The organism is Flavobacterium resistens, assembly GCF_900182645.1.
Lineage (GTDB): Bacteria > Bacteroidota > Bacteroidia > Flavobacteriales > Flavobacteriaceae > Flavobacterium > Flavobacterium resistens.
This window is the reverse complement of record NZ_FXTA01000001.1, coordinates 1,064,902-1,086,943: the sequence shown is the minus strand read 5'-3', so window position 1 is coordinate 1,086,943 and position 22,042 is coordinate 1,064,902. Positions and strand designations below refer to the sequence as shown.

At 33.3% G+C, this 22,042-nt stretch carries 15 protein-coding genes; 10 read left to right on the top strand and 5 right to left on the bottom strand.

Going from position 1 to position 22,042, the window contains the following annotated elements:
* Positions 1 to 22 precede the first annotated feature (22 nt).
* A complete protein-coding gene (locus FN795_RS04705) occupies positions 23 to 1,534 on the bottom strand; it encodes a RagB/SusD family nutrient uptake outer membrane protein (RefSeq protein WP_142449590.1) in 1,512 nt (503 codons plus the stop codon).
* Positions 1,535 to 1,572: 38 nt separating this feature from the next.
* Positions 1,573 to 4,659, bottom strand: a complete 3,087-nt coding sequence (locus FN795_RS04700; RefSeq protein WP_142449589.1) for a SusC/RagA family TonB-linked outer membrane protein — start codon at positions 4,657 to 4,659, stop codon at positions 1,573 to 1,575.
* Between the two features lie 676 nt (positions 4,660 to 5,335).
* On the opposite strand from FN795_RS04700, the gene FN795_RS04695 reads away from it, so the two are divergent.
* Positions 5,336 to 5,974 (top strand): sugar-binding protein, encoded by a 639-nt coding sequence (locus FN795_RS04695; protein WP_142449588.1) that lies wholly within the window; start codon positions 5,336 to 5,338, stop codon positions 5,972 to 5,974.
* Between the two features lie 113 nt (positions 5,975 to 6,087).
* Here the strand turns inward: FN795_RS04695 and FN795_RS04690 are convergent, their stop codons facing one another.
* Positions 6,088 to 7,125, bottom strand: a complete 1,038-nt coding sequence (locus tag FN795_RS04690) for a LacI family DNA-binding transcriptional regulator (RefSeq protein ID WP_142449587.1) — start codon at positions 7,123 to 7,125, stop codon at positions 6,088 to 6,090.
* Between the two features lie 232 nt (positions 7,126 to 7,357).
* Here FN795_RS04690 and FN795_RS04685 point away from each other — a divergent pair, with 232 nt between their 5' ends.
* From FN795_RS04685 to yidC, 7 genes are all read left to right on the top strand, one after another.
* Positions 7,358 to 8,449, top strand: coding sequence for a mevalonate kinase family protein (locus FN795_RS04685; protein ID WP_142449586.1), 1,092 nt, complete (start codon positions 7,358 to 7,360; stop codon positions 8,447 to 8,449).
* Positions 8,450 to 8,459: 10 nt separating this feature from the next.
* Entirely contained in the window at positions 8,460 to 9,335 is an 876-nt protein-coding gene (locus FN795_RS04680; protein WP_142449585.1) for a sugar phosphate nucleotidyltransferase, read from the top strand.
* A gap of 174 nt (positions 9,336 to 9,509) precedes the next feature.
* On the top strand, positions 9,510 to 10,883 hold the full coding sequence (locus FN795_RS04675; protein ID WP_167498051.1) for a sugar MFS transporter: 1,374 nt from the start codon (positions 9,510 to 9,512) through the stop codon (positions 10,881 to 10,883).
* Between the two features lie 32 nt (positions 10,884 to 10,915).
* Positions 10,916 to 12,844, top strand: coding sequence for a glucosamine-6-phosphate deaminase (gene nagB, locus FN795_RS04670; protein ID WP_035648869.1), 1,929 nt, complete (start codon positions 10,916 to 10,918; stop codon positions 12,842 to 12,844).
* Positions 12,845 to 13,068: 224 nt separating this feature from the next.
* Positions 13,069 to 13,305 carry a DUF3820 family protein gene (locus FN795_RS04665; protein ID WP_035648867.1) on the top strand — a complete coding sequence of 79 codons (237 nt, stop codon included), beginning with the start codon at positions 13,069 to 13,071 and terminating at the stop codon, positions 13,303 to 13,305.
* Between the two features lie 411 nt (positions 13,306 to 13,716).
* A complete protein-coding gene (locus FN795_RS04660) occupies positions 13,717 to 15,330 on the top strand; it encodes a CTP synthase (protein WP_035648853.1) in 1,614 nt (537 codons plus the stop codon).
* 79 nt (positions 15,331 to 15,409) lie between these two features.
* Positions 15,410 to 17,323 carry a membrane protein insertase YidC gene (gene yidC / locus FN795_RS04655; protein ID WP_142449584.1) on the top strand — a complete coding sequence of 638 codons (1,914 nt, stop codon included), beginning with the start codon at positions 15,410 to 15,412 and terminating at the stop codon, positions 17,321 to 17,323.
* 59 nt (positions 17,324 to 17,382) lie between these two features.
* Here yidC and FN795_RS04650 read toward each other — a convergent pair whose 3' ends face one another.
* On the bottom strand, positions 17,383 to 18,357 hold the full coding sequence (locus FN795_RS04650) for a fasciclin domain-containing protein (protein WP_142449583.1): 975 nt from the start codon (positions 18,355 to 18,357) through the stop codon (positions 17,383 to 17,385).
* 307 nt (positions 18,358 to 18,664) lie between these two features.
* Between FN795_RS04650 and FN795_RS04645 the strand changes: the two genes are divergently transcribed.
* Positions 18,665 to 19,369, top strand: coding sequence for a toxin-antitoxin system YwqK family antitoxin (locus tag FN795_RS04645; protein WP_142449582.1), 705 nt, complete (start codon positions 18,665 to 18,667; stop codon positions 19,367 to 19,369).
* A 122-nt stretch (positions 19,370 to 19,491) separates the two neighbouring features.
* Positions 19,492 to 20,049 carry a DUF4956 domain-containing protein gene (locus tag FN795_RS04640; RefSeq protein ID WP_142449581.1) on the top strand — a complete coding sequence of 186 codons (558 nt, stop codon included), beginning with the start codon at positions 19,492 to 19,494 and terminating at the stop codon, positions 20,047 to 20,049.
* Here FN795_RS04640 and FN795_RS04635 read toward each other — a convergent pair whose 3' ends face one another.
* Positions 20,050 to 21,927, bottom strand: a complete 1,878-nt coding sequence (locus FN795_RS04635; protein ID WP_142449580.1) for a PEP/pyruvate-binding domain-containing protein — start codon at positions 21,925 to 21,927, stop codon at positions 20,050 to 20,052.
* Positions 21,928 to 22,042: the final 115 nt, after the last annotated feature.

Genomic DNA, 22,042 nt, shown 5'->3' with positions numbered 1-22,042 from the left:
TATTCTTGATTTAAAATTTTATTTATTGTCTGTCGGCATTACTTAATTTAGGGTTAAGATTTACCTGACTTTGTGGATAAGTGTAATACTTATTTTGTGGCATTTTGATTTGTGCTGCTTCTCCAACTCTAAGGTGGTAAGCGTTTACAAGAACATCATATTTGTTCATTCTGATCAAATCGGCACGACGTTTTCCTTCATAGAAAAGTTCCCAGCCTCTTTCTTGTAATATCGCATCTCTTAGCGTTTCTTTCGTCAAACCTGCTAAAACCAATAATTTAGCGTGTGATCTTCCTTTTACCTGATTAATCAAGTTAATAGCTTCAGGAGTAGGACCGTTGATTTCATTTAAAGCTTCAGCTCTGCTTAACAAAACATCAGCATAACGTAAAATATTCACACTATGTCCGTCATAATAGGTTGTTGTTTCATCATCAGCATATTTTCTTGTTGATACGTCTGGCATATAAAATTCACCAGCTGGTGGCTGAGCTCCTAATGATGGCGCTTGTTTATGAAGAAGACCGTCAGTTCCCATAAATTCTGGGAAGAAACATTTTTTTCTATCATCTTCGTCACCAAAAGTGTTGTAGAAATCCCAGTTTACCGTATAATACTGCCATCTGTTTTCGACAACTGGGTGATCAATTGGTCCAAAATGATTCAATAATTCTGTTCCGTTTGTGTTAGCATCACTCAAAGAAGAGAAGATGTTTTCACTGCACCATTTATTACTTTCTTTGAATAAACCTAAGTAAGAAGGATATAAACTATATTCGTTTAAAGCCATTACTTGTTGTGTCAATGTCACTACTTTTTGCCAATCGTGGCTGCGCATATAAAGTTTTGCCAATAAAGTAAGTGCGGCTCCTTTTGTAGCTCTACCAACGTCATTTGTACTATAAATAGCATTGCTTTTATAGTTTACTGGCAATACATCAGCAGCTTCAGTTAATTCTTTTACAAGGAAAGCATCAATTTCTTCAACAGATGATGGTGGTGTCTGATCTAAATAACCAGGACTTCCTAAATTGGCCTCAGTGATTAAAATTACAGGCCCCCAAGAATCAGTCAAATCCATATAAGCAGAAGCTCTCAAAAATTTAGCTTCAGCTATAAATTGTGCTTTTTCTGCTGCTGTAATTCCAGACATTGGTGTAATGTTGAAAATTGCGTTGTTTGCATTGGCAATCAATTTGTACATCGCGTTCCAGTCTTCAGCCAGCAATCCGTTTGTCGAACTCCATGTTCCTAATGATAATTGTCCTGGATCTCCTCCATATTGACAATGTCCTAAATCTGTAGCTATATCAGTCAAGGCGAAGTGTCTTGTTGCCCAGTATGAAAAGTTATCGCCTACAGCAGGACCTTTCAGTCTTCCGTAAATGGAATTGATTGACGCAATAGCATCTGACTTGGTTTGATACCCATTCGTATTAGTCAAATTGCTATATACTGTTGGATCCAAATCTTCGTTGCACGAAAATTGTACTCCTGCAGCGAGTAAAAGGAATAATATTGTATATTTTTTCATTTTCATAAATTTAATGTTACTTAAAAAAGCTTTTTAGACTAGTGAATTGCTACTTTAATACCAAGTATAAAAGTTCTTGAAGCTGGGAACGAGTTAAAATCGATTCCACCGCCTAAATTGTTTCCTGAGTGCCCATTAACCTCTGGGTCATTTCCAGAATAATTTGTGATCGTCAATAAATTTTGTCCGATAGCATATAATCTAATGCTGTCAATAAATTTTACTGTTTTTAAAGCGCTTTCAGGAATCGAATAGCCAATAGAAACATTTTTTAAACGCAGGTAAGACGCTTCTTCAACAAATTTAGAATTCACATAACTTCCATATTTGCTTTTGTAGTAACCATCTCTCGGAATATCAGTGTTTTCATTTGTTCCGGCAACCCAACGGTTCAAGGCATCTGTGCTTGTAGATGATTCGCCCACCATTGCAGTCATATTATATACTGAATAATCAAAAGCACCTTGGAAAAAGATATTCATATCAAAGTTTCCATATCTGAAATCATTATTGAAACCAGCAATATAATGCGGAATAGAATTTCCTAAATAAGTTCTGTCTGCAGCAGTAATTGTACCGTCTCCGTCAACATCCACATATTTTGGATCTCCTGGTTTAGAAAGCGGTTGTGGAGCATAAGTTTCTCCAGTTTTGATAACTCCTGCATATTTATAACCGTATAAAACGCCCATTTCTTTTCCTGGTTCTAATCTTGTGAATTCCTGTCCAGAAACAGTTCCGCTTGGATTTGAAGTATTTGTACTGATGATTTTTACGTTATCAGCAAGAGATACAATTTCTTGTTTGTTGTAAGCTAAGTTTAAAGATGAACTCCAAGTGAATTTATCTGTTTTAAAGTTTACTGTGCTGATTCCTAACTCAATTCCGCTGTTGTCGATAACTCCAGAGTTAACTCTTTGCGTTCCGAATCCCCACCATCCTCCAACAGGAACGTTCAAAAGAGCATCTGAAGTTCTTTTTTTGTAGGCATCAATTGTAACTGTAACATTGTCATTAAAGAATCCCATGTCCAAACCTAAGTTCGTTTGAGCTGTTTGTTCCCATTTTAAATTCGGGTTTGCCAAGTTGGCTGGTTCAGTACCTGCAACAAATTGATCAGGTGCAATTGTTACGCCCCATGATTGCAGTCTGCTCATGTAAGAGTAATCACCAATACCGTCACTTCCTGTAATACCGTAGCTGGCTCTTAATTTAAGATCAGAAAAAGTGTTCAGATTTTGAATGAATGATTCATTAGACAATTTCCAAGCCACAGCTCCTGATGGGAAAATACCAAATTTGTTGTTTGGCCCAAAACGAGAAGAACCATCTTTTCTTATTGTAAAAGTGAAAAGATATTTGTCATTGAATGCATAATTTAGCCTTCCAAAATAAGAAGTAAGTTTTGTTTCTGTTTTTTCAGTTTCTGGTTTTAAATAAACTGCAGCTCCCTGAAGATTGTAATATGTAAGCAAGTCACTTGAGAAACCAGTTCCAGACGCTTTTACTCTTTCGTAAGTATCTTTTTGATTTGAAGTTCCAATCATTGCAGTAAATGCATGTTGCTCTGCGATATTAAATTTATAAGTCAAATATTGTTCCGTACTCCATCTGAAATACGTTCTGTTTTCCTCAGATCCAGATCCTTTTAATGCAGCTCCGGCTACTAAAGTACTTGGTGTATATTTTCCCTGAATAACTTCCTGCCATTCAGCACCAGCACCAAAGTGGTACGTTAAACCTTTAATGATTTCATAATCTAAAAACATATTTCCGTTCACCATTCTGTTGATCGTGTGGTCAGTAGGTTCTAGTAAAAGCGCCAAAGCATTGTCTTTACCTTGATATTTGTAATAAGAACCATCAGCATTATAAATAGGAATTGTTGGAGGTGCAGTCTGGATAGAGAACATCGGAGATAAAATATTGTCTCCAAAATCACTGTTATTTCCTTCACTCACAGCGCCATAAACATTCGTTCCCATGTTTAATTTGTCATTAAATCTTTTCTCGCCGCCCATTCTTACAGTATATCTTTCAAAATCTGTATTTTCAATAGCTCCGGTTTGTTTTAAATAGTTTCCAGAAAGGAAAAATTTAGACGTTTTATCGCTTCCACTGAAAGTAAGCGTTCTGTTTAAAACCTCACCAGGACGCGTTGCAGCTTCAAACCAGTTTGTGTTTGCAATAGGAAAACTTGCAGGGAAAACCGGTGGTCTTCCGTTTTCTAATGCAATTGCGTTTTGAATATCAGCATATTGTTGTCCCGTAATTAAAGATGGCTCTTTGATGATATTTTGAAAACCATCAGAAATTTCAGCCTCAACCTGCATTTTTCCTGATTTTCCTTTTTTGGTAGTAATCAAAATAACCCCATTTCCACCTCGTGCACCATAAATTGCTGTAGAAGCGGCATCTTTCAGGATCTGGATATTTTCAATATCATTTGGACTGATAGATCCTCCGGTGCTGGTAATAAACCCGTCAACTACGTACAAAGGCGCATTTGAAGTATTAATAGAGTTTCCACCTCTAATTACAACAGAAGGATTAGTTCCAGGCGCGTAGCTGTTTTGCTGTACCTGAACTCCAGAAGCACGACCTTGTAAAGCCTGCCCAACGTTTGAAACGGTTCCGCCTAAGTTTAAGTTGTCTTTACTGATAGAAGCAACAGAACCAGTAAGATCTTTTTTCTTTGATTTTCCGTATCCAATAACAACTTCGTCTAATTTTTGTCCTGCTTCTTTCATGACAATTTTTAGAGGAGAGCTTCCTACTGATACTTCCTGATCTTCCATACCAATGTAGGTTACAACAAGTTTAGTAACGTTGTCTGCTACAGTAATCGAGAAACTTCCGTCAACATCTGTCTGAACTCCTTTTGTGGAACCTTTTACGACAACATTTGCACCAGGAAGAGGCAGTCCGTTTTGATCTGTTACTGTACCTTTTACTGTTTTCTCAAAAAATAATGAAGTATAATTTTTGTTTGAAGTGCTTATTGATGTAGCTGCCGAAGCTTGAAATGTCAAAGCTAATAGTGAAAGAACTGTTAGTTTAATTTCTTTACGGGATAAATTGTTAATCCGAAAATCTCTTGGCTTTTTTTGGGTTAATAATTTCATACGAAAATTGGTTTTGGTTAATGATTAATTTGTTTTTTGTTGTTTGTAGGTTTTAGACTTCTTTTTTGATTCTCAAATTCATTTTTGTTTTTTATTTGATTTCTGTTGTATTGTTTTCTTCTAAAAAAAACCGTTTAATTTTTCAGTCGAAATACAGCTTGTTCACTTCATTTTTGATCATTTTTTAGGCTTCAAAATCACCAAAAATTTTACTGATTTAACTCAGTTTTAAGATTAATCTCTGACGAAACTATAGATTATATTTTTATAAAACAAGAAAAAACATAAAAAATGTGCTCGAACACACAAAATTTATGTTCTCGAGCACATAAAATTGTGCGATACATTTTTTTTACGCTAAAATGATGTGATATTTTAAAAAAAAATTAGAAATTAGCAGACATTTAAAAAGTGTGCTTTTTTAAATAATAAATGGTGTTTTTAAAAATAGTTATGAATTTCGCAATGACTGACTCAAAATCGTATAAATTAAGCAGGGTTTTCTGATGTCTTTTTAAAAGGAATTTTTCGGTTTATTTAAGAAAAGCAAAAGTTTTTTATTCATCTTTAAAGCAGATTTAGTTTCTTTAAAAATGAATAGTTTCAGAAGCGGAGTTTAAAGATGTTTTCGGGTTTTTTAAAAATCAAAAATTAACAAAAATTTTAAATCAAAATCATGAAAGAATATCAAGTAGTTTTAATCACAAAAAATGTGAAAAATGAAATGGAAATTTTGGATCAGTCAATTTGGGAAAATGCAAATTGTCTGACTGATTTTTCATCGCCATGGAATAATGATTTGGTTTCTAAAATTGAGTTTCGTGCACTTTGGAATGCTCAAAACCTCTATTTTAATTTTAGGGTTTTTGATACTGATATTTATATTGATGAAAAAGACAATAGTATTGATAGTATTGGAAACTCAGATCGTGTTGAGCTTTTTTTTAGAGCAAATGATTCTCTGAATCCGTATTATTGCCTTGAAATAGATACTTCGGCAAGATTAATGGATTTTGAGGCAAAGCCGAATAAAGATTTTGATTTCAGCTGGAAATGGCCAAAAGAAGATTTAAGCATAACAGCTTCAAAAGATGAAGTTTCTTTTACTGTTGAAGGGAGAATTAGTATTGAATCATTGAACAAATTGAATTTGATTCAGAACAATATAATTGAAGCGGGTATTTTTAGGGCAAAATTTTCTAAAGATGAAAATCAAAACTACGAACCAACATGGATTTCATGGGTAAATCCAAATACCGAAACTCCAAATTTTCATATCGCTTCGTCTTTTGGTAAGTTGATTTTGATCAAATAGTTTAGATAAAGTGATAAAGAAACAGAGGAGCAAAGGTTTAGAAGTTAATTTACCAGAAATAAAAAACCTTAGAATCTTAGTGTCTTAGTCCCGATAACTATCAGGATAGCAGCTTAAAAATAAAAAGATGCATTTTCAGAATTGATAATATCAATTGGAAGCAAAATAGTGTCCGGAAACTCTTTTCGGAATAAAAAATGCTCCACTAAAGTGCTGACCCCCAAATAAGCCTGTCTTTTTTGATTTTGATGAATTAAAAAATGAACTTTTCCCTGATTTAAGAAATTTACATTCTTTTCAATTAAATCGTAACCAATAAGTGCAATTTTTTTGGTTGTTGCCAATGATAAAACAGAGGCGATTTGATACGCTTTTGAAGTAGTAATAAAAATCCCGCTCAAATCTGGATTTTCTTCCAGAAATGCGGTAAACTTAGTTTCAATATTAGAATATTTGAGTTTCAGAGTGGTTAAAGAGAAATCAGAAAGTTCTTTTTCGTCAAAATAATTTCTGAATCCTTTTTCCTTTTCCTGCATGTGAACTGCGTTTTTAAGACTTTCGTCAATGTGGATAATCGCAATTTGGCCTTTGTTTAAAATTAAATTCATTAAACTCGCCGCAACGCGTCCGCTTTTGTGCAAATCCTGTCCAACAAAACTTTTAACAGATGAAGATTCAACCTGGTTGTTGAAAGTATTTACCATAATTCCCAATTCATCGTACTGTTTGATGATCTCGACAGTTTCTTTGTGAAATAGCGGAGTTAGTAAAACAGCATCAGGAGATTGTGAAATAATGGTTTCGTTAACCTTTAAAAATGATTTAGTACTTTCTGGATTAAAATAATGAGTTTCAATAATAACGCTATATGCTTTGAATTCTGTAATGGCATCTTGAATTCCGTTCACGCAAGGAAGCCAATAGGGGTCAAATGCCGGATCAGGAAGCAAAACACAAACGCGATAAATTTTAGTGCTCTTTAAATTGCGTGCAATTAAGTTTGGTTCGTAGTCAATAACATTCAAAACTTCATTGATTTTCTCAAGCGCAGCCGGAGAAACTTTTCCTCTATTATGTAAAACGCGATCTACAGTTCCCTTAGAAACACCAGCCATTTGCGCAATATCCTTGATTGTGTACTTTTTATCCATATAAGCAAATATAAAAACTTTGATTTAATTATCGGAAAAAAAATTGATTGATTTGAATTATGTGCTCGAGAACATAAATTTTGTGTGTTCGAGCACATTTTTTGTTTTTTTCTTGTTTTATCAAAATTTAATATATAGTTTCGTAGAATCAAAACCGGAAATATCAAATAAATTTATAACCAATAAATATTGTAAATTACTGATTTATAATATTCTAATGTAAGTTGTTTACATGAAAAAAATTACTTCACTCGCCCCGGGCCGTACTTGTCTCTTTGGAGATCATCAGGACTATTTAGGATTGCCTGTTATAGCCTGCGCGATAGATCGAAATATAAAACTGACCGCAGAGCAAAATAACACAAATACATTTATTATTAATATGATTGATATCAATGAAATTAGAGTCATTGATATTAATGCATCTTTTGAAAAACTCGAGCCAAGAGATTATTTCGCTTCATCATTGCGTGTTTTGCGCAGGCATGGCTGTATTCCTACAAGTGGATACACAATTACGATTACAGGAGATATTCCAATAAATTCTGGTACATCAAGTTCATCGGCATTATTAATGGCCTGGATTCGGTTTTTAATCGAAGCCTTTGGAGTTAATGAAGAAGTCACTCCGGAATTTATTGCCAAAATAGGATATGCATCTGAAGTTTTAGAGCACGGAGAACCTGGCGGAATGATGGACCATTTTAGTATTGGAGTAGGGAATATTGTTTTTATCAATACAAAAGATCCTTTTTCCTATCGTTCTATCGGCACAGAATTAAAAGGTTTGATTACAGGAGTTTCCGGAGTTCCAAAAGAGACTATCGGATTAATTGGAGAGTTAAAAGGAAATGCTTTAATGGCTATTGATCTCGTAAAACAAAATTATCCTGATTTTGATTTGAATGCTTCTGAAATTGAAGATATTGGCCGTTATAAAAATTGTCTTCCAGATCGTTTGATTCCGTTTTTTGAAGCGGCATTGAAAAATTATCATTATACTAAAGAAGCATTAAAAGAATTTGAAAAACCCGTTTTAGATCTGAAAAAAATTGGTTTTTGGATGAATCAACATCATGAAGTTTTACGTGACTTATTGAAAATCACCGTTCCACGAATTGATGCTATGATAAATGCGGCTCTTCGCGCGGGCGCATTCGGAGCAAAAATTGTAGGTTCTGGAGGCGGAGGAAGCATTGTTGTAATTGCAGATCCTAAAAATGAAGCTTCAGTTATTGAGGCGATTTTGAATGCTGGCGCACAAGAAGCTTATAGTGTAACTGTTGATCCAGGCGTGAGAATTATTGAAAATATTGAAATTTAGAGAAAGAAATATGCACAACAATTTAGTTATTCTTGCGGGCGGAGCATCGTCGCGTATGAAAAAAGAAGCCGTTACAGATAATTTATCTGCTGAAGAAATAGCTCAGGCAAATGAAAGAAGTAAAGGTTTGATTGGCGTTGGATCAAGTGGAAGACCTTTACTGGATTACCTTTTATTGAACGCTAAAAAAGCAGGTTATCAAAATATTTACATCATTATAGGAGAACAGGGCGAATTGTTTAAAGAATTTTACGGAAGTCATGATACTGATAATGATTTTCATGGATTAAATATTTCATTTGCAGTTCAATATATTCCAGAAGGAAGGATTAAACCTTTTGGTACTGCCGATGCGCTTTTTCAGGCTGTTGAGCAATTTCCCGAACTGAACGAATTGGAATATTCTGTTTGTAATAGCGATAATTTGTATTCTGCAGAAGCTTTGTTGGCTTTAAGAGAAACGACCAGTCCGAATGCATTTATAAGTTATGATCGTGATGCTTTGGAATTTCCTTTGGAAAGAATTTCGCGTTTCGCCATTGCAAAATTGGATGAAAATAATCAGTTATTGGATATTTTAGAAAAACCAGAAGCTTCTGATTTGGAACATTATAAAGATGTGGAAGGGAAAATAAGAGTAAGTATGAATGCTTTTAAGTTTACTGGAAAGACTTTATATAATCATCTTAAAAATTGTCCGGTAAATCCTGAAAGAGATGAAAAAGAGTTACCTACAGTTCTTTTGAATACTGTAAAAGCAAATCCAAACACCACAATCGGAATTCCATTTTCAGAGCATGTTCCTGATTTGACGGCAAAAGAAGACATTGCCGACGTCAAAGAATATCTTAAAAAGCACTATCCAGTACTTAACTGGGAGTCTTAAAAATATTAACAAAAATTTCATATCTATTTTAGGGATTAGTACAACTTATTACATTACTTTTGTATTGCAAAAAAAACGCAAATTTTTGCGTAAAAAACGCAAAATAGTTTGATAGTGTTGATTCTACTATAGATTGAAAGCAAATAATCTATTAACAATCAACCCAAAAGTATTATGTCGAACATTGAAAATGTTATCCAGGTAGAAAAAAGGAATTCAATAATTCCGATGGTTATTTTGACCGCATTATTTTTTATTCTCGGATTTGTAACGTGGCTTAACGGACCATTAATTCCATTTTTTGAATTAGCATGTGAGTTATCTCCATCTCAGGCTTACTTTGTAACTTTTGCTTTTTATATTGCATATTTTGTTATGGCTGTGCCATCATCGTGGGTTATCGAAAAAGTAGGCTACAAAAATGGTATTTCGCTCGGATTATTGATTATTGCTTTAGGAGCATTTTTATTTTATCCAGCCGCCGAAAGCCGTACTTTTTTATTGTTTTTAATAGCGCTCTTTGTCATGGGAACTGGTTTAGCGATTTTACAAACGGCTTCAAATCCGTATGTAGTTGTAATTGGTCCAAGGGAAAGTGCTGCAGCAAGAATTAGCGTTTTAGGAATTGCTAATAAATTAGCAGGATTTGTAGCGCCAATTATATTAACAGCTTTGGTTTTGTCAAATATGCAAGAGTTCACGGCAGACAAAATTGCAATGCTGGATTCTGTTTCAAAATCAAATGCATTAAATTCCCTTGCTTTGCAATTACAAAGACCTTACCTTTATATGGGGTTGATTATTATTGTGTTGGCTTTGTTTGTGAAGCTTTCACCTCTCCCAGAGATTGATTTGGATGAAGATGGAAATGTAACAAATTTGAGTGTTTTTAAGCAAATTAAAAACGCATTCAAACGCCCTCAATTGGTTTTAGGAGTTGTAACTTTGATGCTTTATTTGGCAGCCGAAGTTTTGGCGGGAGATTCAATTGGAGGTTTTGGAAAACAATTAGGTGTTTATGGAGATGAAGGGAATTTTTACTTAAAATTAACTTCTTTCACAATGTCGGCGATGGTTGTGGGCTATATTTTAGGAATAACTTTGATTCCAAAATACCTTTCGCAAGTAACAGCTTTAAAAGGATCTGGAGTTTTAGGAATTATTTTGGTTCTGTCAATTGTTCTGATTTCACCAAAATTAATGATTCAGTTGCCGGGAATTCCAAATTTGCCAATTGTAATTCTTTTGGTAGCTTTATTAGGTTTAGCAAATGCACTTTGCTGGCCGGCGATTTGGCCAATGGCATTAGAAGATTTGGGTGGATACACTAAAATAGGAAGTGCTATTTTAATTATGGGAATTATTGGAGGTGCAATCTTTCCTTTGTTTTATGGCTTGATTACCGAAACTATAAATACATCAAATATTGCAGCCGGGACAGAAGCAACTTCAAGAAGTGGCAATCAGCTTGCATATTTAATGCTTTTACCATCTTATGTAATGATTCTTTTTTATGCTGTAAAAGGACACAAATACCGAAAATGGTAAAATAAATTAGAGAAATTAAAAAAAACTATATCATGTTAAAAAGTAAAATCGACAAGGCAACGGGATTCGAAAAACGATTCGAAAACATCAACACGGTTGTTTTTGAAAATTCTTCAGAAGCTTCAAAAGCAGTTGCTCAGGAAATTGCAGCTTTAATTCAGTCAAAACAAAAAGAAAATCAGCCTTGCATTTTAGGTTTGGCAACCGGTTCTTCTCCAAAAGGACTTTATGCTGAATTAGTTCGTTTGCATAAAGAAGAAGGTTTGAGTTTTAAAAACGTAATCAGTTTTAATTTGGATGAATATTATCCGATGGAACCAAACTCAATCAACAGTTATGTTCGTTTTATGAAAGAATTGCTGTTTGATCATGTCGATATTTTGCCTGAAAACGCTCATGTTCCAGACGGACTTTTAACAAAAGAACAAATTGCAGATTATTGCCATGAATATGAAGCTAAAATTGAAGCTTTAGGCGGAATCGATTTGCAGATTCTTGGAATTGGAGGAAACGGACATATTGGTTTTAACGAATCAGGTTCGCTACAAAACTCTAAAACCCGTTTAGTGGCTTTAGATCATATAACAAGAGTTGCAGCAAGCAAAGATTTCTTCGGATTAAATAATACGCCAAGAACAGCAATCACGCTTGGAGTTAAAAAAATCATGGAAGCTAAAAGAGTAATTTTATTGGCTTGGGGAGAAGGAAAAGCAAATATTGTAAAAAGATCTGTTGAAGATGAAGTTACAAACCGAGTTCCAGCTTCGTTTTTGCAAGAACATGATAATGCTGTTTTTATTTTGGATAAGGAAGCTTCTTCAAAACTTACCAGAATTAATAAACCTTGGCTGGTTGAAAAAATTGTCTGGACAGATAAATTAACTCGTAAAGCGGTTTTAGGATTGGCATTAGATCTTAAAAAACCAATTTTAAAGCTTACTGATGCTGATTACATCGAAAACGGAATGAGCGATTTATTGGCAGATTCTGGTCCGGCGTATGACACTAATATTAAAATTTTCAATAAACTTCAAAATACAATTACAGGTTGGCCAGGTGGAAAACCAAATGCAGACGACACAAATCGTCCTGAAAGAGCTGAGCCGGCTAAAAAACGTGTATTGATTTTCAGTCCGCACCCAGATGATGATATTATCAGTATGGGTGGAACTTTCATGCGTTTGCAAGAGCAGGGACATGAAGTGCATGTGGCTTACCAAACTTCAGGAAATATCGCTGTCGCGGATGATGAAGCGTTGCGTTTTGCAAGATTCGTAATTGATTACAATGAGAAATTCGGAATCAAAAGCGCAGAGGCTGACAACATTTATCAAAAAGCACACACCTTTTTAGAGAATAAAAAGAATAGTGAAATTGATATTCCAGAAGTTCGTTACATTAAAGGATTGATCAGAAAAGGAGAGGCGAGAGCAACAAGTCATTTTGTTGGTTTGCCAGATAGTCAAATTCATTTTATGGAATTGCCTTTCTATGAAACGGGAACAATTGAGAAAAAACCAATCGGACCAGAAGATATTCAACTAACGGTTGATTTAATTGAAAAAATCAAACCACATCAAATTTATGCAGCTGGAGATTTAGCAGATCCACATGGAACGCATAAAGTTTGTTTGGACGCTATTTTTGAAGCTGTAAAAGTTCTGAAACCAAAATCATTTATGGATGATTGTTGGTTATGGTTATACCGCGGAGCTTGGCAGGAATGGGGAATTGATGAAGTTGAAATGGCAGTTCCAATGAGCCCGGATCAAGTTTTAGCAAAACGTCACGGAATCTTCAAACACCAATCTCAAAAAGATGGCGTTGTTTTCCAAGGAACTGATGCCAGAGAATTTTGGCAAAGAGCTGAAGACAGAAACAGCGAAACAGCAGCTTTGTATCAACAATTAGGTTTAGCGACTTATGCAGCAATGGAAGCTTTTGTGAGATGGCATTATTAAGATGCTAAGGTTCTAAGGAGCTATCCCGATAGCTATCGGGACTAAGATTTTATATTCGCCACTATTTACGAATTGATTTAAATATAATTCGTGAATAGTGGCGAAATCTTTTAAATCCTTTTAATCTGTAGCAAAAGAAAAAATAAGTGATAGTTTTGTATTCAATTAAATTAAGCGGAATAATCTATTTTCTTTGTTCTAGCTTCTTTCTTCTCTAAAAAAAAATGGAACAAGACAAAAAACTTCTCATAAAATTAGCACATACTAAAATGCCTTTCGGAAAATATGAAGGACGTTTTTTAATTGATTTACCCGAATATTATGTCGTTTGGTATCATAATAAAGGTTTTCCAAAAGGAGAATTAGGGCAGCAATTGCAGCTTATTTATGAATTAAAACTAAACGGATTAGAAGAATTAATACGTAATATTAAGAAGCAATATCCGAAACCGATTAAATAGTAGGAAAAATCTTTGCAAGTTTGATTTTTTTTATTTAAGTTTGAAATACAAAAATATTATAATTTCCAAAAACAAAGTGATACCACAGAATTCAAGCCTGAATTCATAAATGTGTACAAGTCAGTGTTTTTTAAATTATAATATTTTTTTTTTGCTTTAAAAACTGCCTTATAGTAACGTTCATCAATATGCTTCTTTATTTTAAAGCCCTTTCTAAATATTTTAAACTCAGAAATAAGGACATTCTTCAAAAATATTCCCAATTAAAACTTAAAATTATCGATTACAGAAACAACTAATCGATTTGTTTAAAAATTTACAAAATTATCTCATTCTCTATTTGATAAATTGTCTAATTAAATTTGTACTTTTGCCAAGTTTTTTACACAACTACTTACAAACAACAACAGAATGAATCAAACAAAATATATTTTTGTTACAGGAGGTGTGACCTCTTCATTAGGAAAAGGAATTATCGCGGCATCTTTGGCAAAATTGTTACAAGGAAGAGGATACCGTACAACTATTCAGAAATTTGATCCATACATTAACGTTGATCCGGGGACACTAAACCCATATGAGCACGGAGAATGTTATGTGACAGATGATGGAGCTGAAACTGACTTAGATTTAGGACACTATGAGCGTTTTTTGAACGTTCCTACTTCTCAGGCTAATAACGTTACTACAGGAAGGGTTTATCTTTCGGTTATTGAAAAAGAAAGAAGAGGCGAATTTTTAGGAAAAACAGTTCAGGTCGTTCCTCATATCACTAACGAAATCAAAGACAGAATGCAATTGCTGGGTAAATCTGGCGATTATGATATTGTAATTACTGAAATTGGAGGAACTGTTGGTGATATTGAATCGTTACCTTATATAGAATCTGTTCGTCAGTTAGTTTGGGAATTAGGAGAAAATAATGGAATTGTTATTCACTTAACTTTAGTTCCTTATTTGGCTGCTGCTGGTGAGTTAAAAACAAAACCAACACAGCACTCTGTTAAAACTTTGATGGAAAGTGGTATCAAAGCTGATATTTTAGTTTGTAGAACTGAGCACGAATTATCTCAGGAATTACGTCAAAAACTAGCTTTGTTTTGTAATGTTAAAAAAGAAGCGGTTATTCAGTCAATTGATGCTTCTACTATATATGAAGTTCCAAATTTAATGCTTGAAGAAGGATTAGATGTTGTAGCTTTAAAGAAATTAGATTTGCCTAAAAAAGCTTCTCCGGATCTTAAAAACTGGAATACTTTCTTACGCAGATTAAAAAGTCCAAAACATACCGTTAACATTGGTTTAGTTGGTAAATATGTTGAAATGCAGGATTGTTACAAATCTATTTTAGAAGCATTTATTCACGCAGGTGCAGCAAATGAAACTAAAGTAAATGTAATTTCTATCCATTCAGAGCATATCAATGCTGATAACGTAGAAGAAAAATTAGGAACTCTTGACGGAGTTTTAGTTGCTCCAGGTTTTGGAGAAAGAGGTATTGAAGGAAAAATTGAAGCAGTTCGTTATGTGCGTGAAAACAATATTCCGTTTTTCGGAATTTGTTTAGGTATGCAAATGTCTGTTATCGAATATTCTAGAAATATTTTAGGTTACGCAGAAGCAAATTCTACTGAGATGAACGATAAAACGCCTCATCCGGTTGTGAATTTAATGGAAGAACAAAAAACAATTACTGATAAAGGAGGAACAATGCGTCTTGGTGCTTGGAAATGTGATATTAAACCAAACACTTTGGCACACAAAATTTACGGTCAAAAAACAATTTCTGAGCGTCACCGTCACCGTTATGAGTATAACAATAAATATGCTGATGAATTACAAAAGGCTGGTTTAAAAGCTTCTGGAGTTAATCCTGATACAGGTTTAGTAGAAATTGTAGAGCTTGAAAATCACCCATTCTTCATCGGTGTACAATACCATCCGGAATATAAAAGTACAGTTGCAAATCCGCACCCTATTTTTGTAAACTTTGTGGCAGCTGCTGTAAATGCGCATAAAAAATAATAATTATATTCTAAGAGACTGTAACTTTTAAATTAAACGAATACTAATAGCCTCAAACGAATAACTTTTTTAATTAATAATGGAAGAAAAAAAATTAGACCTTAATTCAATCATTGGTTTTGTATTGATATTTGGAATTTTGATTTGGATTATGTACCAAAATCAACCTTCTGAGAAGGAAATTGCTGCTGAAAAAGCCAAGAAAGAATTAGTTGCTAAACAAGAAGCTCAAGCAAAAGCTGATAAAGCTAAAACTGTTGTTGCACCAGTAACAGCTGCAACACCTGGTGATACTGTTCAATTAGCGCAATTGCAAAAAACTTTAGGTGGTTTTGCTTATTCTGCAACGCTTCCTTCTGCAAAAGAATCTTTTACAACAATCGAAAACGAAAAGATTAAATTAAAAATTGCTAATAAGGGTGGTTACATCGTTGAGGCAACTTTAAAAGAATTCGAAAAGTTTAAAAAAGGGTCTAAACAATTAGTTGAGTTAATTAAAGACAATAATTCAAACTTAAATATTCAGTTACAGACTGCTGACAACAGAACTTTAAATTCTAAAGATTTGTATTTTGAGCCAACATTAGAAAAAGTTGGAGCAGATCAAGTTTTGTCAATGCGTTTGAAAGCAGGGGCTAATGAATTTTTAGAGTACAAATATGTTTTAAAACCAAATGATTATTTAGTTGGTTTTGACGTTCGTTCTCAAGGATTGAATAAAGTTTTAAATTCTTCTAAACCATTGGATTTACAATGGGATTTAAGAACATACAGAAACGAAAAAAGTATTTCGTATGAGAATCGTTTTTCTCAGATTGATTACAAATACGAAGAATCAAAATACAGTAATGTAAATTCTACAGGACAAGGAAAAGAGGAAACTCCTGAAAAAGTTAGCTTTGTTGCTTTTAAACAGCATTTCTTCACTACAATTCTAGCAACTGAAAAGCCTTTTGAAACTTCAAAATTGCAATCAGATAACTTAGTTAAAGACGAAAAAATTGATACTGTTTTTACAAAACAATTCAGAGCTAATTTGCCTTTAGCATTCTCAAATGGAGAAGTTGACTATAAAATGAGCTTGTATTTTGGTCCGGCAGATTATAAAACATTAAAAGCTTACGACAAAAATTTTGAAAAAATTATTCCATTAGGATGGGGGATTTTTGGATGGATCAACAAATGGATTTTTATTCCATTGTTCGGGTTCTTAAGTTCAACAATCGGATTGTCATTAGGTATTGCGATTATCATTTTTACGATTATCATCAAATTGGCTATGTCGCCAATTACCTATAAATCTTTCTTGTCTCAGGCAAAAATGAAAGTTTTAAGACCTGATATTACAGAGTTGGGAGAAAAATACAAAAAAGACCCAATGAAAAAGCAACAGGAAACAATGAAACTGTACAACAAAGCAGGAGTAAACCCAATGGCAGGATGTATCCCGGCTTTGATTCAGCTTCCTTTTATGTATGCATCGTTCCAGTTTTTCCCGGCAGCTTTTGAGTTGAGACAAAAAGGTTTCCTTTGGGCAGACGATTTATCATCATTTGATGCTGTTGTAAAATTACCATTTACAATACCTGTTTATGGAGATCATATTAGTTTATTCCCAATCTTAGCTGCGGTTGCAATTTTCTTCTATATGAAAATGACTTCTGGAGATCAGCAAATGGCTGCGCCTCAACAGGAAGGAATGCCGGATATGGCGAAGATGATGAAAATCATGATTTATGTTTCGCCATTAATGATGTTGCTTTTCTTCAATAATTACGGTGCTGGTTTGAGTTTGTATAACTTTATTTCAAACTTAATTACAATTGGAATTATGTTTGTGATTAAGAATTATATCGTGGACAGTAATAAAATTCACGCTCAAATTCAGGAAAACAAACAAAAAGAGCCAAAAAAGCCAAGTAAATTCCAGCAACGTCTTCAAGAAGTTATGGAACAGCAAGAAGCAGCAAAAGCTCAGAATAAAAAGAAATAATTTTACTTATTATATAAAAAAAACCGTCTCGTTTTTTTAACGAGACGGTTTTTTTGTGGTTAAAATTTAGGCAATAGGACTTTATCAATTACATGAATAACTCCATTTGAACATTGTACATCAGTAGCTATAATATTACTGACTCTGTTGTTTGCATCAGTAATTTTTGCTCCGCCGGTTAATCCAATCGTAAAATTCTGTCCAGCAAAAGTGCTTACGATTTGTCCGTTTGTCAAAGAACTTGATAATACATTTGCACCGGCAACCACATGATATTTTAGGGTTGTTTCTAAAACATTAGCAGGTATGGCAGCAAGTCCAGAATATCCAGTTTCAGTTAAAAAACTCGAAAAAGCAGTATTAGTTGGAGCAAAAACAGTGAAAGGTGAACTAGGAGTTCCTGATAAAATTCCGGCAAATCCTGACGATGGATTGTAAGTTAAAGCCGCTACAAGAGTAGTGAAATTTTTATTGGCAATTGCATGATTTACAATAGTTGGCAGACCAATTACGCCATCTACAACATGTATAATGCCATTAGAAGCAGGGATATCAGCAATAGTCACCGTTGCTCCGCCATTTGTTTTTCCACCATTAATATCAACACCAGAATTTTTTTCGAGATACATACTTATGTTGTTTGTGGTTGAAGCACCTCCTTTGGCCAGAGTTTTTACATAACCTGTTGCAATTTCAGTTGATTTTACTTTAGTACTTAAAACATGATTTAATAATATTTCCTTAAGTATAGGAACAGGCACGGCATTGAGGTCGGCATATCCGTTTGCAGTTAAAAAAGCACTAAAGGCTGCATTTGTTGGGGCAAAAACAGTGAAGGAACCAGAAGATTTTAATGTTGTGGCTAAATCTGCTTTTTGTAAGGCAGCAGTTAAAGAGCTTAAATTTGGATTTGCTTGCGCAATTGATACAATTGTTTGGGGAGTCTGACTGGAATCGTCATCATTGTTGCAGGAAACAGTGACGAAAGTAATTAACGCTAAAAAAGCAATTAATTTAATTTTAATTGTTTTCATGATATTGTTTTTTTTCGTTTGTCTGGCTAAATTATAAATTTTGTTTAACATTTTTGATAAAATATTAAACAAATATTAAATTTAATAAAGATTTAACTCTTTTGTTTAAAAGTTTAAAATGTTGATTATTAGTAATTTGGTTGTGTTTTGTGCTGTTGTGTAGTTTTTGTGTTTTTAATTAACCAAATAAAAAGTAAACAATATTTAAAATAAATTTTGAGCCTTTAAAAATCAGGATAAAAGTAAAATTGGTTATACTTTTGCAATACTAAAACTGAATATTTGTTGTTATAAAGAAAAACGAATTATGAAAAAATTTTGGATATTATTTTTAATAAGTAGTGTAGCTTTTTCTCAGGATTTTAATAAAGTTGATTCTAACGGAAAAAAGGATGGGGTTTGGAAAGGAACATATGAAATCTCTAAACGTCCTCGTTATGAAGGAACTTTTGATCACGGAAAAGAAACCGGAATTTTTAAGTTTTTTGATGACACTAAAAAAGGTGACGTAATTGCAAGTCGTGATTTTACTGCAAATGACGGAAGTTCGTACACGATTTTTTACGATCAAAATAAAAACAAAGTAAGTGAGGGAAAAGAAATTGGAAAATCGCGTGAAGGCGAATGGAAATATTACCACAAAGCATCAAAGGTTGTGATGACACTTGAAAATTACAAAAATGGAAAGCTCGAAGGTATAAGATCTGTTTATTATCCAGATGCGAAAATTGCCGAAGAAATGACCTATAAGAATGGTTTGAAAGAAGGTATTTATAAAAAATATGGGCAAAATGCGATTCTTTTAGAGCAATCAATTTTTAAAGATAATTTATATAATGGCGACGCAATTTTTTATGATTCGGATGGTGTAATGGCTTCTAAAGGGAAATTTCTGAATGGAAAAAAAGTCGGAAGATGGCAGTTTTACTTAAAAGGAAAATTAACCAAAGAAGTTAATATGAGCGACCCAAAAAGCAATTACCAGGCAGACTCTAAGCCTAAAATGGAATAAATTAAACTGCTGGAAAGAAAAATATTTTTTTGCCACGAATTCACGAATTAATTTTAGAATGAAAAAAATCGTGAATTCGTGGCAAACTTTTTTTAAATTTGATTGTCTAACACTTTGAAAAAATGAATTTAAACGAACTAATAGGTAGATTTTTATTATTGTTTTTTTCAATTTTGGTTTTGTATTTTTTCTCAAACAGAAAAGATAACGAAACCATAAATCCATTGATGGTCATTGTTGGGTTGTGTACTTTTTCACTGTGTTATTTGTTTACCAAAATTGAAATTGGAGTTGGAATAGGTTTTGGCTTATTTGCTATTTTTTCCATTTTACGATTCAGGACACAATCTTTTACCGTAAATGCAATTATTTTTCTTTTTGCGACAATCACGCTTTCGATTTTAGATATCATGTATCCGTATGAAAAAATCGAAGTTCTTTTGTTTTTTCAGTTGATCATTATCGGATTTTATATTGCAGCTTCACTTATTGTCAACAGGAAAGTTTCAAAATATTTGAACACAGTCGATTTGAAAATTTCGGTTGAAAGCAATTTTTCATTGAATAATGGAAACATAAGAAAAACAATTGAAGAAAAGATCCAAATCTCTGATTTTGAATTCAAAATAATTCTCGTAAATACGATTACAAACGAAATCGATCTACAAGTTTTTTATTGATTATTCATTAAAAGGCCTAACTTGTTTGATATATAAATCCCTGTTTTCGCCAACAATTTTAAACTCAATATCTACAGGATGAAATTGGTTTTTGCGCCAATATCGATACATTTTTGATTCGATTGTTTTGCTGACAATATAAAGCCGGTTCATCTCTTTTCGTGTTAGTAATGGCTCGTTATTGTTTAAATTTGAGTTTGAGGTATAATCAATTTCAAAATCTTCATCATCGTTTCCTTCGTTGATATGATAAGCAGTAAATTGTTCGCAAACTTCTCCTTTTTCAGGTTTTACAACTGAATTTTCTCCCTTTTGAACATTGACCGTAAATCCGGGAAAGTTTCTTCGGAATATATTTTTTGTAATTACAACTCCATTGGCAATTTCCTCAGGAAAAGAACGATGTACTAAAACTCCCATTGCAATTTGTTGTTGATCGATTCCAAAAAGTTCTCTTTCATTATAAGAAGCTTCGTTCCATACACTCGCCCAAACTTGTTTGATTGCTTTTTCGAAACTTTTTATGCTGTCGCCTAAAATTCCCGTTTTAGAATCATACAATCCGGCGCCATTAAAATCATCTAAATCTTCTGCATTTGTTGATGATCTGAATCTGAAATTTTTAAAAGAAGCATTTTTAAAAGTCTGATTTAGTTTTGCAATTAACTCTGGATCAATTTTTTCTGTTTTGATAGCTTCCCGAATTTCTTTTAGCTTTTTATTTCTCCAAGCTATTGAATCCTTTTTCGGATAATTAAGCAACTCATTTATTAAAACAGAAATAGAAGGTTTCTGAATATGTTTTGTATAATAATAAAAAGGAATGGCATGAGCATTTTCAGGAGTTTTAAAAGGCGTATCTTTTGAAATAGCAATTAAATATGCCATATTTTGCGCTTTTGAACCAATATAATTTACTCCTTTTTTTGGAATCGAAGAAAGATCAATTATGTCAGTTACTGAATTGTCGATTGTTAGTATTTTCTTTTTTGAAGTATTTTTTTGAGTGATTTTTTTTGTTGTTTCTTTCAAATAAAAAGTATCAATTTCAGTTTTGAATTCTACTTTTTTAGAAAGCAATCTTTTGATAGTGTTGTCTTTATCAATGTTTTTATAAGCCATTATGGGGATTTTTCGGTTTTTACCCAAAAGCACTAAATGACTCAGCGGAGTTTGAAGTTCGTTTACAATCATGCCCTTCGCCTCTGGTAATATGTTTGGAGTTCCGTCAAGGATAATAATTTCATCCGGATTGGGTTTAATTTTCTCTAAATCCTTTATTTTGTATTGTTTGAGGATTCCAATTGCTGATCCGCCGGCAACTTGCTGATAGGTAATTTCGTTAAAAATATAATCTGATTTTACACAGGGAATTTTAAATTTTCCTTCTTGAAATAAGGCTATTTTCTCAGGATCATTCAAATAAAATTTAAGATTGTCGCCAATAAAAGAGCTATTTTTTACCTGATTATAAAACCATTCAATTTGTGAAACTTTCATATGATCTGAAGCTGCAAGCTCAAAAATCCATTTTTCTGTTCCTTTAATGTGATTTAAATTCCCAAGCAAATAGTCTCTGTCTTTTTCACTATCGCTGTAATTTTCATTATTAAATACGTCGATATCTTTGTCATAACCCAGATACTCAGTTGCAAATTGATAATGATGCGAAATAAGTTGGCTGTTAAAGTAGTACATTTTTTTCTGCCTCAAATCGTAAACAATTTTAACAGACTCAATATTGGAGAATTTATCAGATAGTGGTTTACCTTTAAAAGCTTTATAAGATTCATAATCTGGTAACGAAGCACGGAATCGCTGAGCACTCAAAGATGCGGTCAAAAAGAGAAAAATTAAGCTGTAAACAAGTTTTTGCATGACATTTTTATTGATTATTAAAAGTAATTAAAAAAAACGATAGGTTTTGTCTACTGCGGGATTATATAAACTAATCAAAACGACTATAATTTTCTATTATTTGGCTTATCTTTGC